The 14,200-nt window shown below is 71.7% G+C and carries 11 protein-coding genes; 3 read left to right on the forward strand and 8 right to left on the reverse strand.

Annotated elements, in window-relative coordinates; all coding sequences use genetic code 11:
- Positions 1-49: 49 nt before the first annotated feature.
- The gene (locus IQ210_RS38460) at positions 50-3,727 is read right to left on the reverse strand and encodes a S8 family peptidase (protein WP_228049281.1); all 3,678 of its coding nucleotides are present in this window, start codon (positions 3,725-3,727) and stop codon (positions 50-52) included.
- A gap of 229 nt (positions 3,728-3,956) precedes the next feature.
- Between IQ210_RS38460 and IQ210_RS38465 the strand changes: the two genes are divergently transcribed.
- From IQ210_RS38465 to IQ210_RS38475, 3 genes are all read left to right on the forward strand, one after another.
- Positions 3,957-4,937 carry a helix-turn-helix transcriptional regulator gene (locus IQ210_RS38465; protein ID WP_194083896.1) on the forward strand — a complete coding sequence of 327 codons (981 nt, stop codon included), beginning with the start codon at positions 3,957-3,959 and terminating at the stop codon, positions 4,935-4,937.
- Between the two features lie 55 nt (positions 4,938-4,992).
- Positions 4,993-5,475: a DUF456 domain-containing protein gene (locus IQ210_RS38470; RefSeq protein WP_194083897.1), complete on the forward strand. Its 483-nt coding sequence runs from the start codon at positions 4,993-4,995 to the stop codon at positions 5,473-5,475.
- A 66-nt stretch (positions 5,476-5,541) separates the two neighbouring features.
- Entirely contained in the window at positions 5,542-5,925 is a 384-nt protein-coding gene (locus IQ210_RS38475) for a PPOX class F420-dependent oxidoreductase (RefSeq protein ID WP_194083898.1), read from the forward strand.
- On the opposite strand, the gene IQ210_RS38480 is transcribed toward IQ210_RS38475, so the two are convergent.
- The 7 genes from IQ210_RS38480 to IQ210_RS38510 all read right to left on the reverse strand — a co-directional run bounded on the left by IQ210_RS38480 (position 5,899) and on the right by IQ210_RS38510 (position 14,091).
- Complete coding sequence (locus IQ210_RS38480) at positions 5,899-6,381, reverse strand: methylated-DNA--[protein]-cysteine S-methyltransferase (RefSeq protein WP_194083899.1); 483 nt, start codon at positions 6,379-6,381, stop codon at positions 5,899-5,901. The two genes, IQ210_RS38475 and IQ210_RS38480, sit on opposite strands and share 27 nt — an antisense overlap.
- Positions 6,378-7,730: a DNA-3-methyladenine glycosylase 2 family protein gene (locus IQ210_RS38485; protein WP_194083900.1), complete on the reverse strand. Its 1,353-nt coding sequence runs from the start codon at positions 7,728-7,730 to the stop codon at positions 6,378-6,380. Before IQ210_RS38485 ends, IQ210_RS38480 begins: the two co-directional genes overlap by 4 nt.
- 150 nt (positions 7,731-7,880) lie before the next feature.
- Entirely contained in the window at positions 7,881-8,984 is a 1,104-nt protein-coding gene (gene rsgA, locus IQ210_RS38490) for a ribosome small subunit-dependent GTPase A (protein WP_194083901.1), read from the reverse strand.
- A gap of 215 nt (positions 8,985-9,199) precedes the next feature.
- A complete protein-coding gene (locus IQ210_RS38495; RefSeq protein ID WP_194083902.1) occupies positions 9,200-10,684 on the reverse strand; it encodes a cellulose-binding domain-containing protein in 1,485 nt (494 codons plus the stop codon).
- A 266-nt stretch (positions 10,685-10,950) separates the two neighbouring features.
- Entirely contained in the window at positions 10,951-12,270 is a 1,320-nt protein-coding gene (locus IQ210_RS38500; RefSeq protein ID WP_194083903.1) for a radical SAM protein, read from the reverse strand.
- A 58-nt stretch (positions 12,271-12,328) separates the two neighbouring features.
- Entirely contained in the window at positions 12,329-12,991 is a 663-nt protein-coding gene (locus IQ210_RS38505; RefSeq protein ID WP_194083904.1) for a pyridoxamine 5'-phosphate oxidase family protein, read from the reverse strand.
- Between the two features lie 92 nt (positions 12,992-13,083).
- Complete coding sequence (locus IQ210_RS38510; protein WP_194083905.1) at positions 13,084-14,091, reverse strand: hydroxyacid dehydrogenase; 1,008 nt, start codon at positions 14,089-14,091, stop codon at positions 13,084-13,086.
- Positions 14,092-14,200: the final 109 nt, after the last annotated feature.

A 14,200-nucleotide genomic window follows, 5' to 3' on the forward strand; every position in this document is an offset into this window, starting at 1 on the left:
AACCGCCCGGCGACGTCCGAGTGACCCGGGCCCGCGATCCCCTAAGGTGCTAGCGCACGTCGTAGGCCCGGGTCACGATCTGGGTGACCGAGTTGCCGTCGGCGTCGGTCAGGTCGGCCCTGAGTGTGACCTGCTTTCCTGTCGCGGAGCTGTGATCGACGATCGCCTGCCAGACCCCGCCGCGCTGTTCCGTCCTCGCCTCGGTCCAGGTCTCGCCGCCGTCGTACGAGTAGGCGAGCTTCACCGACGTCAACGCGCCCGGCTGGTAGCCCGCGTGGCCCGTCGCCGTGAGCGTGATGCGCCGGCCGTCCTTCGCGGGGAGGGTCTTGAGGCCGTCCTCGGGGAGGGCGTAGTGCGGGAACAGGAGCGGGATGCCCTGGGAGTAGGCGTTCTCGTCGAGGGCCGAGCGGAAGGACCAGGTCGTGGTCGTCTGCGTGGTGCGGTTCCAGACGCGGGCCGGCTGGCCGAACTTCGCCGTGTTCAGGGTCAGTTCGTACGACGACTCCTCCGCCGGGACCGTGAACACCCCGAACGGGTAAGGGCTGTCGCCGATGGTCTCACCGTTCCGCTTCAGGACCATGTTGCCCAGGTCGCCGAAACTGCCCTGGACGCCCATGTGTTGGCCGTCGCCGTAGAACGCGGGGGCGACCCCGATGAGATTGCCCTGGCGTTCCGCGGCCAGCGCCTCGGTGCCGGTGTCGTCGAGGGGGCCGGTCGGCGCGAGGACACCGCCGTACCACTCCTCCTCACGACGCTCGCCCTTCTCGTAGGTCCGCACCGGGTCGATCATGAACTCGCCCCACGGGAAGCTGCTGGACAGCTGGTGCCCCCAGCCGGTCGTGCCCGGCGTGAGGTACTCGGTGCGGGTGAAGGGCGCGGGGACGGTCTCGATGTCACCGAAGTAACCGGACAGGCCACTCGGCCGGGTCATCGACTGGAGATCGATGTGGTCGGTGGCGCCGCCCGACATCGACTTGTACGTCGCCTTCGTCGCCGCCAACTCCCGGTCATGGGCGCGGTAGACGCGGTCGCTCCGGAGCTCGCCCTTCTCCGGGTAGGCGAGGTTGTAGAGGTACGGGCTCTTCGCCGTGGCCGTCCAGCGCAGGGTCACGTCGGTTCCGGCCGCGAGCAGCGCCTGCGCCTCCTCCGTCGGGATGCCCAGGATCGGCAGCGTGCCCCCGACGAAGCCGGCCGACGGGTACCAGCGGCCCGGCGCCTCGCGGTAGCCGAGGACCGCCACGGCACCGGCCGCCTTCGCGCGGCTCGCGACCTCGTAGGCGCCGCCGTCGTCCGGGAGCTTGACGAGTGCGATCTTGCCCTTCGCGCCCGAAAGCTCCCCCTCCGTACCAGACTTGGCGTCGTAGAGCGCGGCCTGTCCCCTGCCGTCCAGGTTCACGGAGCTGGTGGACGCGGTCACCGGGTGGAGCTTCTGCCCGCCCACGACCGCGAGTTCGGTGATCTGCGGGGCCGCGGCGCGCCAGAAGCTGTCGAACTCGAAGGTGCCGTCCGTGGCCTTGCCGTCGACGGAGGCGTAGTAGCCGCGCAGGGTCCGGCCGCCCGCCGCGGTGCCGCCGTGCAGCCAGGTGTCGTCCCACGAGCGGGCGAAACCGAGCGTGGCGCCCCGGAGTTCGGTCGGCCGGTCCGTCTGGACGCTGAGGCGGTGGGCCTTGCGGGCGTCGAGGACGACCGTGGTGTCCCCGCGGACCTCCAGCTGCGGACGGGCCAGGTAGGCAAGGGAGTTGTAGAGCGGGCCCTCGGTCTCGGGGGTGGTGATGAAGCTGGAGAGGAAGTAGCTGCCGGGGCGGATCGCGTACGTCTGGTCGGCGGCACCGTCGTTGAAGCGGCGCTCACCGGTGGCGTCGTCGGTGCCGATGACGTCGACGGAGGAGGCACCGGTGGCGGGGTCGCCATGACGGTCGATCAGCTTGACGCGCAGGGTGACCGTCTCGGGCTGGACGTAGAGGGAGAAGGGGGTGGAGACGCTGACGCCGTTGGCAGCCTCTGCCAGAACCCGGCCCGTGATGTCCCCGTACTGGGCACGCTTGAGCGTGGCCGTCGGATCGACGCGGAGCGGGACCTCGACCGTCTTCCCGGCCGGGACGGTGACCGACGTCGAGCCCAGGCGGGCCACGGGTGAGCGGACGGTGGAGCCGTCGTTGCCGGTCACCCCCGTCACCGACAGCTTCAACCCCACCGCCCTGTCCGTGGTGTTGGTGTACGGCACGGAGACGGTGGTGCGGTCGCTCGGGTCCTGCGGCCAGTTGAAGGTGCCGGCCTGGACCGCGGGCGTGCCGAGGATCGTCTGGTCGACGGCGGCCTTGACGTCGAGGCGGCCGCCGCCGGTCTCGCGGACGTCGCCGGGGATGTCCGCGTCGGCCGAGGAGACGAGGGCCGCCTTGATCCGGGCGGCGCTCCAGTCGGGGTGGGCCTGCTTGACGATCGCGGCGGCGCCCGCGACGTGCGGGGTCGCCATCGACGTACCGCTCATGGACTGGTAGGCGTACACACCCCGCCCGCCCGCGTTGGCGGCGGAGATGCCGACGCCCGGGGCGGTGATCTCGGGCTTGAGGGTGTGGGCGCCGTAGACCGGGCCGCGGCTGGAGAAGTTGGCGGTGGAGTCGTCGCGGTCGACGGCGCCGACCGTGAGGACGCTCGGGGCGCAACCGGGCGAGGAGACGGTGTTGTTGCCCGGGCCGGAGTTGCCGGCCGCGATGACGAAGAGGGTGTTCTCGTGGGCCCGCGCGAGTTCCTCGGTGGCCTGGGCCATCGGGTCGGTGCAGTCCCGTTCGTCGGGGTTGCCGAGGCTCATGGAGACCACGTCGGCGCCCTGGTCGACCGCCCACTGCATGCCGGCGATGATCCACGAAGTCTCGCCGTAGCCGCCGTCGTTGAGGACCTTGCCGTTGAGGAGATCGGCGCCGGGCGCGACCCCCTTCTTCTTGCCGCCGCTCGCGGCGCCGGTGCCGCCGACGGTGGAGGTGGTGTGGGTGCCGTGGCCCTGGTGGTCGTCGGCGTCGGCCGAGTCGGTGAAGTTCCGCGACGCGCTGATCCGGCCCTTGAGGTCGGGGTGGTCGGCGTCGACGCCGGTGTCCAGGACGGCGACCTTGGTGCCCTTGCCGTCGTAACCGGCGGCCCAGGCCTCCGGGGCGTGGACCTGCTTCGTCGACCGGTCGAGGGTGGCCTCCACCCTCGCGTCGAGCCACAGTTTCTTCAACGATCCCTGGTTGACGTCGGACCAGAACGCGTCGGCCTTCTCCTTGTCCGCGTCCAGCGCCACGCCGTCGATCGAGTCGAGCACCCGGTCGCGGGCGGCGCCGCGCGGGGTCTTCGGGACGCTGCGGGCGGTGACGGCTTGGTCGTACGTCGCGATCAGCGGCAGCGTGTCGGTGTGGGCGTCGTCGTAGCCCTGCCGGACCAGGCCGGTGACGTTGAAGAGTTCCTCGTCCACGCGTCCGGCGGCCAGCGCCTCGATCGCGCCCTCGGGATAGACGTACAGGTCGTCGCCGTCCTGGCGGGTCTGGGTGAACGGGGTCGTGCCGTCCTCGCCGGGCAGGGCGACGGCCCCGTCCTTCGTGACGAGGACCCGGTCGCCGGTGACGAGGGTGACGACGGCGCCGGAGCCGGGGGTGGCCCGGCTGCCGGTCAGCGGTCTGGGTCTGTCGTCGTCGGCCGCGTGCGTGGGCGCGGCGGTCGTGACGGCCAGGACGACGGCGGTCGCCGCCCCCATGGCCGTACGGCGTATCGCTCTCGCCAAGATCGCTCTCCTGCCGTGTCGCCGCATGCCCGCGTACGCGAGACGCGCAGGCCGAAGAGGCCCAAGGCGGGCATTGCGGACGGTGGTTGATGCTGCGGTGGCGCCACGATGGCAGAGGGGCGGGTGGTGCGGCGATGATGTGCCGAGGCGGGTTTGCGCCGTGGCCGGTTCCCGCCACGGCGCTGCCGGGGAGGGGTCGTTGATGCTGGGTGTGCTGGGGCTGGACGAGACGCACGAGTCGGCGTACCGGGCGCTGGTGTCCGTGGGCGCGGCCGACGTGCCCGATCTCGCGCGGCGGCTGACGCTCGCGGAGCACGACACCGAGCGCGCCCTGCGCCGCCTGGAGCGCCATGGACTCGCGGCCCAGTCCTCCGCCCGCCCCGGCCGCTGGGTCGCCGCTCCCCCGGGCGTGGCGCTGGGCGCGCTGCTCACCCAGCAGCGGCACGAGCTGGACAAGGCGGAGCTGGCGGCGGCGTTGCTCGCCGAGGAGTACCGGGCTGCGGCGGCCGAACCGGCCGTGCACGATCTGGTCGAGGTGGTGATCGGGGCGGCGGCGGTGGCGCAGCGGTTCCTTCAGTTGCAGCTCGGGGCGACGGAGGAGGTGTGCGCGCTGGTCACCGGCAATCCGGCGGTGGTCTCCGGCGGGGAGAACGACGCCGAGGAGCAGGCTGCCGGGCGCGGGGTGCGCTACCGGGTGGTGGTCGAGCGGTCGGTCCTCGATCTGCCGGACGGCATCAGCGAGCTGTCCGCCGCGCTGGGCCGGGACGAGGAGGTACGGGTGGTGGACCGGGTGCCGACGAAGCTGGTCGTCGCCGACCGCGTCCAGGCCCTCGTACCGCTGACCTCGCACACGGCGGAGCCGGCCGCGCTGGTGGTGCATGCGAGCGGGCTGCTGGAGCTGCTGTCGGGACTGTTCGAGTCGGTGTGGCGGGAGTCGCTGCCGCTGCGCCTGGGTGTCGCCGGGGTGACGGAGGAGGAGGCCGACGCCCCCGACGCCACCGACCTGGAGGTGCTGTCCCTGTTGCTCGCCGGGATGACCGACGCGAGCGTGGCCAAACAGCTCGATCTGGGGCTGCGGACCGTGCAGCGGCGGGTGAAGCGGCTGATGGAGCTGGCGGGCGTGACGACACGATTGCAGCTGGGGTGGCATGCGTACGAGCGAGGGTGGGTGGCCCGCCAGTGACCTGGGCGAACCTTACTGACCTGCGGTTTCTCCGGTCGTCGGGCACCCTGGACGAATGGGAGTGTGGGACCTCCTGCTGGTCGGCCTGGTCCTCCTGCTCGGCCTGTGCGGAGTGCTCGTGCCCGGGGTGCCGGGGTCGTGGCTCGTGTGGGCCGCGGTCTCGTGGTGGGCGCTGAAAGATCCGCAGCCGGTCGCGTGGTGGGTGCTGGTGGGGGCCACCGTGGTGCTGTTCCTGTCCCAGGTGGTGCGCTGGGCGCTGCCACCACGCCGGCTGCGCACGAGCGGCGCGACGCCCCGGATGGGCGTGTACGCCGGTGTCGGCGCGTTCCTCGGGTTCTTCCTGATCCCGGTGCTGGGCGCGATCCCCGGCTTCATGGGCGGCGTCTACCTGTATGAACGCCTCCGCCTCGGCCGGCACGGAGAGGCGGTCGCGGCCCTGCGCACGGTGATGCGCTCGGGCGGCTCCAGCGTGCTGACGGAACTGTTCACGTGCCTGCTGATCGCGGGCGCGTGGCTGGGGGCGGTGATCTGGGGGTGACGTAGGCCTGCGGCCCTAGTCCGAGGAGCCGATGTGTGGGCGGGGCGGGCGTGTTTGGGTGGCCGCATGACCGAATTCAGCGAGGCCGAACGCGCGTATCTGAAGTCGCAGCGGCTGGGGCGGCTCGCCACCGTCGACCCCCAGGGGCAGCCGCAGGCGAACCCGGTCGGTTTCTTCCCGCAGGACGACGGGACGATCCTGGTCGGTGGCTACCAGATGGGCCGCAGCAAGAAGTGGCGCAACCTGGAGAAGAACCCGAAGGTCGCGCTCGTCGTCGACGACATCGTCAGCCTCCGGCCCTGGAAGGTGCGGGGCATCGACATCCGCGGGGAGGCCGAGCTGCTGGTGGGCCCGCACGGACTGGGCCCGCACTTCAGCGAGGAGGTGATCCGCATCCATCCGCGGCGGATCCACAGCTGGGGTCTAGAGGACGCCTTCGAGGGTGAGTAGCGCGGTCTTGCGCTCCAGCCCGCCCGCGTAACCCGTCATCGACCCGTCCGCGCCGATCACCCGATGACAGGGCCGGACGATCAGCAGCGGGTTGGCGCCGATCGCGCCACCGACGGCGCGTACGGCGGCTCTGGACGCCCCGACCCGGGCGGCGATCTCGCCGTAGGTGACCGTCGCCCCGTAGGGAACGTCGTCGAGCGCGGCCCAGACCCGCTCCCGGAAGGCGGTGCCCTCGGCACGCAACTCCAGCTCGAACTCCTTGAGTTCACCGGCGAAGTAGGCGGCGAGCTGCTCCTGGGACGCACGGAAGGGCCCGGGGTCGCACCGCCAACTCCCCTCCACCACCCGCCCGTTCTTCTGCCCGGGAACGGACAGGGAGGTGAGCGCACCGCCCGGCTCAGCGGTGAGCAGGAGCGGCCCCACCGGGCTTTCGACGGTCGTCCAGTAGAGGGTCATCGGGGCTCCAACTCCCCTGCGGTGCGCAGGTGTTGCAGGGCGTACGAGCGCCAGGGGCGCCAGCTGTCGGGGATGTCGAGGTCGGGCGGGGCGACGTCCGGGTCGCCGAGGGCGCGGGTGCGGATGACGGCGACCGTGCGGGCGTCCATGCCGGGGAGGGCGAGCAGGGCGGCCTGCGCGTCGTCGCGGTCGGCGCCGGGGTCGAGCCGTACAGCACCGTCGGCGAGGGCGGCGGCGAGGGCCGCGACGGGACCGTCGGCCTGGGCGAGGGCGGCGGCCTCGGGGAACAGGTGCGTGAGGCTGCCGCAGGGCGCGTCGAGGGCCTTGCCGTACCGCCGTACGAGCCGCTCGGCCTCCTCGGTCCCGACGAGCGCCCGCACCGCGAGCTCCTCGGGATCGGCCGCCCCGGGCGACCGCAGCCCGGGCCGGGCGGCGACCAGCGGAGCGAGCCTCGGATCGGCGCCGAGCCGCTCGTCGACGGCGTACGGATCGGCGTCGAGGTCGAGGAGCCGGCGCAGCCGGCCGACGGCGGTCGTCAGATCGCGCAGGTCGGTGAGGTGCAGCCGGGCGTCGAGCCAGCCCCGGGGGCGCTCGTCGACGGCGACGATCCCGGTGCCGTACGGCAGCCGGAGGGTCCGCCGGTAGACCCGCCTCCCGGGAGGCCCGCTGACCTCCTCGACGCCCGGTACGGCCTCGGCGGCCAGGACGTCGAAGACGGCGGAGGACTGGTAATGGCCCCGGTAGGCGAGCCGCAGCGGCACCCCGGCCGACGGGGTGGCCGTACGACGCGCGCCGGGGGCGGCGGCGCGCAGCTCGCTGGGCGTCGAGGCGTACACGGTGCGGATCGTGTCGTTGAACTGCCTCACGCTGGCGAAACCGGCGGCAAATGCCACCTGGGTGACCGGCAGCTCGGTGGTCTGGAGCAGGACGCGGGCGGTGTGCGAGCGCTGGGCCCGGGCGAGAGCCACGGGCCCGGCGCCGAGCTCGGCGGTGAGCTGCCGCTGGACCTGCCGGGCGCTGTACCCCAGCCGCCCGGCCAGCCCGGCGACGCCCTCACGGTCGACGACCCCGTCCCCGATCAGCCGCATCGCCCGCCCCACGACGTCGGCCCGCACGTTCCACTCCGCAGACCCCGGCACCGCATCCGGCCGACACCGCCGACAGGCCCGGAACCCCGACCCCTGAGCGGCGGCGGCGGTCGCGAAGAACCGCACGTTCCGCCGCTTCGGCGTGACGGCAGGACAGCTGGGCCGGCAGTAGATCCCGGTGGTGGAGACGGCGAAGAAGAACTCCCCGTCAAACCGCCCGTCCCGACTGCGCACAGCTTCGTACCTGGTGTCTTCGTCCATCACAGGTTCCAGTGTGGTCCAGGTACGAAGATGCGGCTGGCGGATTTCAGACACGGTACTGACGAGGCTCCTAGGGGCGCGGGGAACTGCGCGACAAGCCACAGCGCACCTGCACCCGCCGGACGGCCCCGCGCGGCACCCCACTAGGCGCTAAGCCCACCGCCCCCGCTTAACCTCCATGGCCGCCTTACCCTCGGCCCCCCGCTTCTTCCACTCCCGCCGAAGCTCCGCACGGACCCGCGCATCGGTCTTGGCGACAATCCGCTGGTTCTCCCGAATCAGCTTCCGATAGCTCTCCAGCCGCCGCTCGGGCAGCTCCCCGGAGTCGATCGCGGCGAGCACCGCGCACCCCGGCTCGCTCTCGTGCGCACAGTCATGGAACCGGCACTCCCCCGCCAGCTCCTCGATCTCGGAGAACACCTGCCCGACGCCGCTCTCGGCGTCGAAGAGCCCGACGCCTCGCAGCCCGGGCGTGTCGATGAGGACACCCCCGCCGGGCAGGGCGAGCAGATTGCGGGTCGTGGTGGTGTGCCGTCCCTTCCCGTCGACGTCACGGGCGGCCTGGACCTCCATGACCTCGGAGCCGACGAGAGCGTTGGCCAGGGTCGACTTCCCGGCGCCGGACTGCCCGAGCAGCACGGAGGTACCGCCGGAGACCACCGCGGTGAGGATGTCGAGCCCGTCCCCGTCCAGGGCGCTGACGGTGAGCACCGGCACACCCGGCGCCGTCGTCTCCACGTCCTGGACGAGATGCGCGAGCGTCACGGCGTCCGGGACGAGGTCGGCCTTGGTGAGCACGACGACGGGCTGGGCGCCGCTCTCCCAGGCGAGGGCGAGGAAGCGCTCGATGCGGCCGAGGTCGAGTTCGACGGCCAGCGACACGGCGACGATCGCGTGGTCGACGTTGGCGGCGAGGATCTGCCCCTCGGACCGCTTGGAGGAGGTGGAGCGCACGAAGGCGGTACGGCGCGGCAGATACGTCCGTACGTAGCGCGGGTTGCCGCCGGGTTCGACGGCGACCCAGTCGCCGGTGCACACGACCCGCAGCGGGTCGTGCGGGGTGACGAACGCGGTGTCGGCGCGCAGCGTCCCGTGAGCGGTGACGACGTCGCACTGCCCGCGGTCGACGCGGACGACCCGCCCGGCGAGCAGTCCTTCGGCGTCGTAGGGGGCGAACTCGTCCGCCCATGCGTCGTCCCAGCCGTAGGGAGCGAGCGCGGAGAAAACAGAAGAGGTGGAGCCGGAGGAAGTCAAGGGTGACCCTTCGAAGGGCGGCCCCGGCGAGGAAGTTGTGTGAGGTCAGCCGGTGGCCACGGAGGAGGTGGACGTGATGATCTGAATGCGGGCAGCGCTCATCGCAGTGACAGCCATCGGTCGACACCTCCTCGAAAAAACTCACTCGGCCAGCCCGTCCGGCTGGAACGTCCACACCGTATCCGGGGCACCCTCGGCCCCGTCAACCGAATTAATCAGGCCTTCGTGCAGGCCTGCCCGTTCAACGTCACGTCGTACCCCGGCGTGTTCGCCCCCTGCCAGGAGGCGAGGAAGCCGAAGGCGAGGTCGGCGCCCGCCGCGACGGTCTTGTTGTAGTCGGCGGCGGTGGCGGTGACGCGGGAGCCGCTCTGGGTGAAGTTCCCGTCCCACATCTGGTTGACCTTCTGGCCGTCCTTGAAGGACCAGGCGACCCGCCAGTCGTCGAGGGCCCGCGCGGTGGTGACGGTGATGGTGGCCTGGAAGCCGTCCGGCCACTGGTTGACGAGGGCGTACTTGTAGGTGCAGGCGGCCGGTTCGGTCGTGGCGGGGGCCGGTTTGTCGTCGTCGTGCGCGGCGGAGGAGGTGGTGCCCTGGGGTTCGGGGTCGGGGTTCTCCCGGGTGGGCGAGCCCTGGGTGTCGCTCGCGGACGGGGTCGGCGAGCCCGACGGGCGGGCGCTCGCGGAGGGCAGCGTGGTGCCGGGGTCGGCCGCGACCGGCTGGCGGTCGGCGGAGTCGCCGGGGCTCGCGGAGCCGTCGTCCATGTCGCCCTTGCCGAACGGCATCATCGAGACGCCGAGCGCCAGCAGCGAGACGAGTACGGCGGTGACGAGGAGGCTGTTGCGTACGACCCGCGCCTTGTGCGCGCCCGGGTTCGGCGGGCCCGCGTCGGCCGGTTCCGGGCGTCCGGCACCCAGCCGCACCTCGGCGGCCCGGCGTCTGCGCTCCAGGTAGGCGAGGCCGCCCCAGCCGATGACCCCGCCGGCGAGGGCCGCGGGCAGCCCTCCGCCGTGCAGCCGCAGACAGGCGGCGGCCTCGGCGCACTGCACGCAGGTGGCGAGGTGCCGGGAGAGGTCCTCGGGGGTGTCGGCGCCGGAGGACCGGGTGACCGCGTCGAGGAGCCGGGCGTAGCTGCGGCACTGCGCGGCCATCGGGGTGTCGAGGTGGTTGCGGTGGCTGCGGTCCCTGAACAGGCCGCGCACCTGGGCGAGTTCCTCGGACACCTGGGCCGGGTCGAGGCCGAGCCGGCGGGCCACCACCGACAGCGGCAGCGCCTCGACCTCGGCGAGCCAGAGCAGGTCGGCATCGTGTTCCTGCATGTCGCGCAACCCGCGCAGGGCGAGCGGACGTTGGAGCGGCGGGCCGGTGTAGCGGTCGGCCTTCTCGGAGTTGAGCCAGAGCCGCAGGTCGGGGTCGAGCTTGTGGCCCTGGCCGTCGGTCTCCCAGCCGGCCGCGGTGGTCCGCACCGCGGTGAGCAGCAGCGGGATCATCGGCAGCCGGGGTGCCCGCCGGCCGGCGCCGCGGCCCGGGCCCGTGTCGGCCGCTCTGGCCTCGCGCATGCCGAGCGAGAACGCCTCCGTGGCCAGTTGGTTGGCCGCGGTGGACCCGGACGTGCACAGGTCGGCATAGGAGAGCACCGCGTCCCAGCACTCCGAGAACAGCGCGGCCTCGGTGGCATCATGGGGGGTCGGCAGGTCGGGCATCGGTCTCCTGCATCCAGAGCGAGGTCAACTCACCTTATTGGCAACGGAGTTGTGGGGAACCTCGCGGCAGTGCACGAGCTTTTCACGGGTTCCACACAACTGACAAGCGGGCTATTCAAATCCGGTTACCGGGAGTTGGCGTACGCCCACGTCACGTTGCCCTTGTTGTGCCTGTTGCGCCTGTTCCTTCTGGTGTCACTTCTGGATACATACGCAAAGAAGGCCCGGACGTCTCTATCCGGGCCTTCCTTTTCGCGAACCTACGGCTACGCCTCCACCGACTCCTGCGCCGGGAGGCTGTCCATGAAGGAGCTCACGGAGAACACCGCGCGTCCGGCGCCGGGTTCACCGTAGCCGGGGGGCGAGGAGAGGCCGAACTCCTCCATCGTCCGGCGATAGGCCTGGAGCAGCCGGATGTGGTACTCCAGCGGCGCGCCCTGCGGGTTGGCCTTGCCCAGCGGGGTCGTCGGCTCGGGGCACCAGGTGGTGAAGCGGGGCGTGATGCCCTGCGACATGAAGAAGCGCAGGCCCTCCGTGGTCGAGGCGATCGCCTCGTCGACCGTCTTGAAACCGAAGGGCTCGGCCATCTCCACGCCGGCCACGAAGTTGGGGATCACGTTGCGCGCGCCGAAGATCTCCGCCGAGTCGAGGATGCGCTTGTGCCACTCGTCGCGGCCGACGTAGCGCTCCTTGCCCGGGCAGTACATCTTGAACAGATACTCGTCCCACACCTCGTAGTTGGGGTGGTAGATCTGCACGCCGTAGTCCTTGAACCGCTGCACGTCGTCCTTGGGCAGCGCCTGGGCGACGACCTTGCCGATCCAGCGGCCCGGGAAGCGCTCCTCGATGGCCTTGGCGTAGTGGCCGTAGAAGTCGGCCTCGTCGCGCCCGGAGACGGTCTTGGTGATCGCGCCGCCGGTGAGCGTGTAGGCGGTGGAGGCCTTCTGGGTGTCGTACCGGTCGATGATCTCCAGGGCCTCGAGGACCTCCTCGACGTCCTTCACACCGGTGTACGGCCGGCCTGCCGCCTTGTGCTGGCGCCAGTTGTGGTTGATGTCGCAGTACTGGCACTCCTCCTTGGCGCCGAAGTACTGGCACACCCGGAAGACCGTCAGATAGATGAGGTAGCCCCACTGGATGGTCGGGGCGACCTCCATCACGGACTTCCCGTTGGCGAGCTTGTGCTTGTAGTACTCCGGCATCGGCGGCACACCGACGTCGGCGATCCGCTTGCCGTCGAGATAGAGGCCGAGCACGCCCTCCTCGTTCGCGGCGACGCGGTACGGCGAGGCCGGGTTCACGCGCACGGAGACGACGGTGCGGCGCAGGTCGTACGGACCGCCGGTGAGGATGATCTCCTCCGGCGGGCGGCGCAGCGCGGCCTCGCCGAGCTCGGGGAGGGTGCCGTGGTCGAAGGAGAAGATGAAGTACGACTTCGGCTTGACCTCACCACCCTCGTTGTCGCTGAGGGCGGACGGGTCGAAGGCCACTCCACCCCGGAGCAGATCCTCCTTGAAGACGGCTTCCCGTGGCACTCCCGGGAACCTCTCCATCAGATCTTCGACCAGCGCGGTACGGCTGCCCATCCGTCATCTCCTCCCGACCAAGGCGTTCGACTCCTCACGGTATGCCCCCGCCCGCCCGTCACGCGTACCGGGTCCCCTCGCGCCGTGCGATGTGTCCGGGTACGGGCGTTTCGGCGGCCAGCGCCGGGTCGCCGACCGGCGCTCCCCAGACCGAGGTGAGCGGCAGCACACCGGCCCACAGCCCCAGCTCCGCGTCGGGCCCGTCACCGTCCTCGGGCGGACCGGTCCGGATCTTGACCGAGGCCTCTTCGAGAGAGAGGGCGAGGAGGGTGGTGGCAGCGAGTTCCTTGCGGTTCGGCTGCCGGGCGTACGACCACTGCCCCGGCGTCGCGTGTTCGGTGAGCCGGCGCAGAGCTTCGAGCTTCTCCTCGGGGTCGGTGACCTTGCGGGCGTCGCCGTGGATCATCGCGCTGCGGTAGTTCACCCCGTGCTCGAAGACGGACCGGGCGAGGACGAGGCCGTCCACGTGCGTGACGGTGACGCAGACCGGCGTCCCGCCCGCGAGACTGCGGCTCGCCACGGAACCGTGGAGGTAGAGATGCCGCTCGTCCCGCCCGTAGACAGTCGGCACGACCAGCGGCCGCCCCTCGACGACCACACCCAGATGACAGACGAACCCGGCGTCGAGGATCGCGTTCAGGTCGGCCCGGTCGAGGCTGCCCTGCGCGCGCAGGCGGCGGTGCCGGGTGAGGTCGGTGTCGGGGAGCGGATCGAGGGTCATGACGACAGAAGCTACTGATAGCGCATCGATAACGCCAGATATTTGCGAATAGCTCGCCTTAAGGCCCTGCAAATCAACGAAATCCGCACCGCTCAGGCTTCGCGCTCCAGCGCCGCCCACTCCACCGGATACGCCGGCCTCTCCCCCGCCCCCAGCCGCGCCGCCTCCTCCGCGACCGTCGCGCCCAGGCGGGCCAGCTCGTTGCCCTGGGAGCCCGCGAGGTGCGGGGTGACGAACGCGTTGGGGAGGTCGTAGAGCGGGGAGTCGGCCGGGAGGGGCTCGGGGTCGGTGACGTCGAGGACGGCGTTCAGGCGACCGGTGCGCAGTTCGGCGATCAGGGCGTCGTGGTCGACGAGTCCCCCGCGCGCGGTGTTGATCAGGGTCGCCCCGTCGGGCATCAGGGCCAGCTCGCGGCGGCCGACGAGGTGATGCGTCTCGGGGGTCTCGGGGGCGTGGATCGTGACGATGTCCGAGGTGCGCAGGAGATCGTCCAACTCCAGGAGGGGTACGCCGAGTTCGGCCGCGCGGGCCGCGTCGACGTACGGGTCGGCGAGAGCGGGGCACAGGTCGAAGGGGCGCAGGAGTTCCAGGACCCGGCGGCCGATGCGGGAGGCGCCGATGACGCCGACGCGGCGGCCGAGGTTGCCGATGCCGGGGACGACGCCCCAGCCGGGGTGGGCGCGGGTGCCGCGCAGCCGTTCGCGGGCGGTGAGCAGGTCCTTCCCGGCGAGGAGGATCATGGCGAGGGTGTACTCGGCGACCGGCAGCGCGTTGGCGACGGCGGCGGAGGAGACGGCGATGCCGCGCCGCCAGACCTCCGGCGTCGCGAAGCCCTTCACCGAGCCGGCGGAGTGCAGGACGGCCCGGAGTTTCGGGGCGGCGTCGAGGGCGGCCGCGTCCAGGCGGGGGCAGCCCCAGCCGGTGACGAGGATCTCGGTGCGGGCGAGCGCCTGCCGGACGCGCGGGTCGGTGAAGTCCTCGGCCACGAGGCCGTCGTCGATGACCACCGACTCCCGCAGCCGCGCCAGCACCTCCGGCGGGAAGACGAGCGGAACGTTGGCGGCGGTCATGGCGAACACGGCGTGGGGGCGCTCGGACAACGAAGGGCCTTCCCGCTGGGCGTCTTGGATCGGGCGTCTTGGATCTTGGCGGCTTGGATCTGGGCGTCTTGGATAGCAAACGGTTTCTAACGTAGGCGGCGGCGAATGA

The organism is Streptomyces justiciae, assembly GCF_015163075.1.
GTDB classification, from domain to species: Bacteria; Actinomycetota; Actinomycetes; order Streptomycetales; family Streptomycetaceae; genus Streptomyces; species Streptomyces justiciae.

Bases quoted from the DNA above. Each gene is read 5' to 3' on its own strand.
- IQ210_RS38460 (WP_228049281.1), bottom strand. From the start codon at position 3,727: ATGGGGGCGGCGACCGCCGTCGTCCTGGCCGTCACGACCGCCGCGCCC.
- IQ210_RS38465 (WP_194083896.1), top strand. From the start codon at position 3,957: ATGCTGGGTGTGCTGGGGCTGGACGAGACGCACGAGTCGGCGTACCGG.
- IQ210_RS38470 (WP_194083897.1), top strand. From the start codon at position 4,993: ATGGGAGTGTGGGACCTCCTGCTGGTCGGCCTGGTCCTCCTGCTCGGC.
- IQ210_RS38475 (WP_194083898.1), top strand. From the start codon at position 5,542: ATGACCGAATTCAGCGAGGCCGAACGCGCGTATCTGAAGTCGCAGCGG.
- IQ210_RS38480 (WP_194083899.1), bottom strand. From the start codon at position 6,381: ATGACCCTCTACTGGACGACCGTCGAAAGCCCGGTGGGGCCGCTCCTG.
- IQ210_RS38485 (WP_194083900.1), bottom strand. From the start codon at position 7,730: ATGGACGAAGACACCAGGTACGAAGCTGTGCGCAGTCGGGACGGGCGG.
- IQ210_RS38495 (WP_194083902.1), bottom strand. From the start codon at position 10,684: ATGCCCGACCTGCCGACCCCCCATGATGCCACCGAGGCCGCGCTGTTC.
- IQ210_RS38500 (WP_194083903.1), bottom strand. From the start codon at position 12,270: ATGGGCAGCCGTACCGCGCTGGTCGAAGATCTGATGGAGAGGTTCCCG.
- IQ210_RS38505 (WP_194083904.1), bottom strand. From the start codon at position 12,991: ATGACCCTCGATCCGCTCCCCGACACCGACCTCACCCGGCACCGCCGC.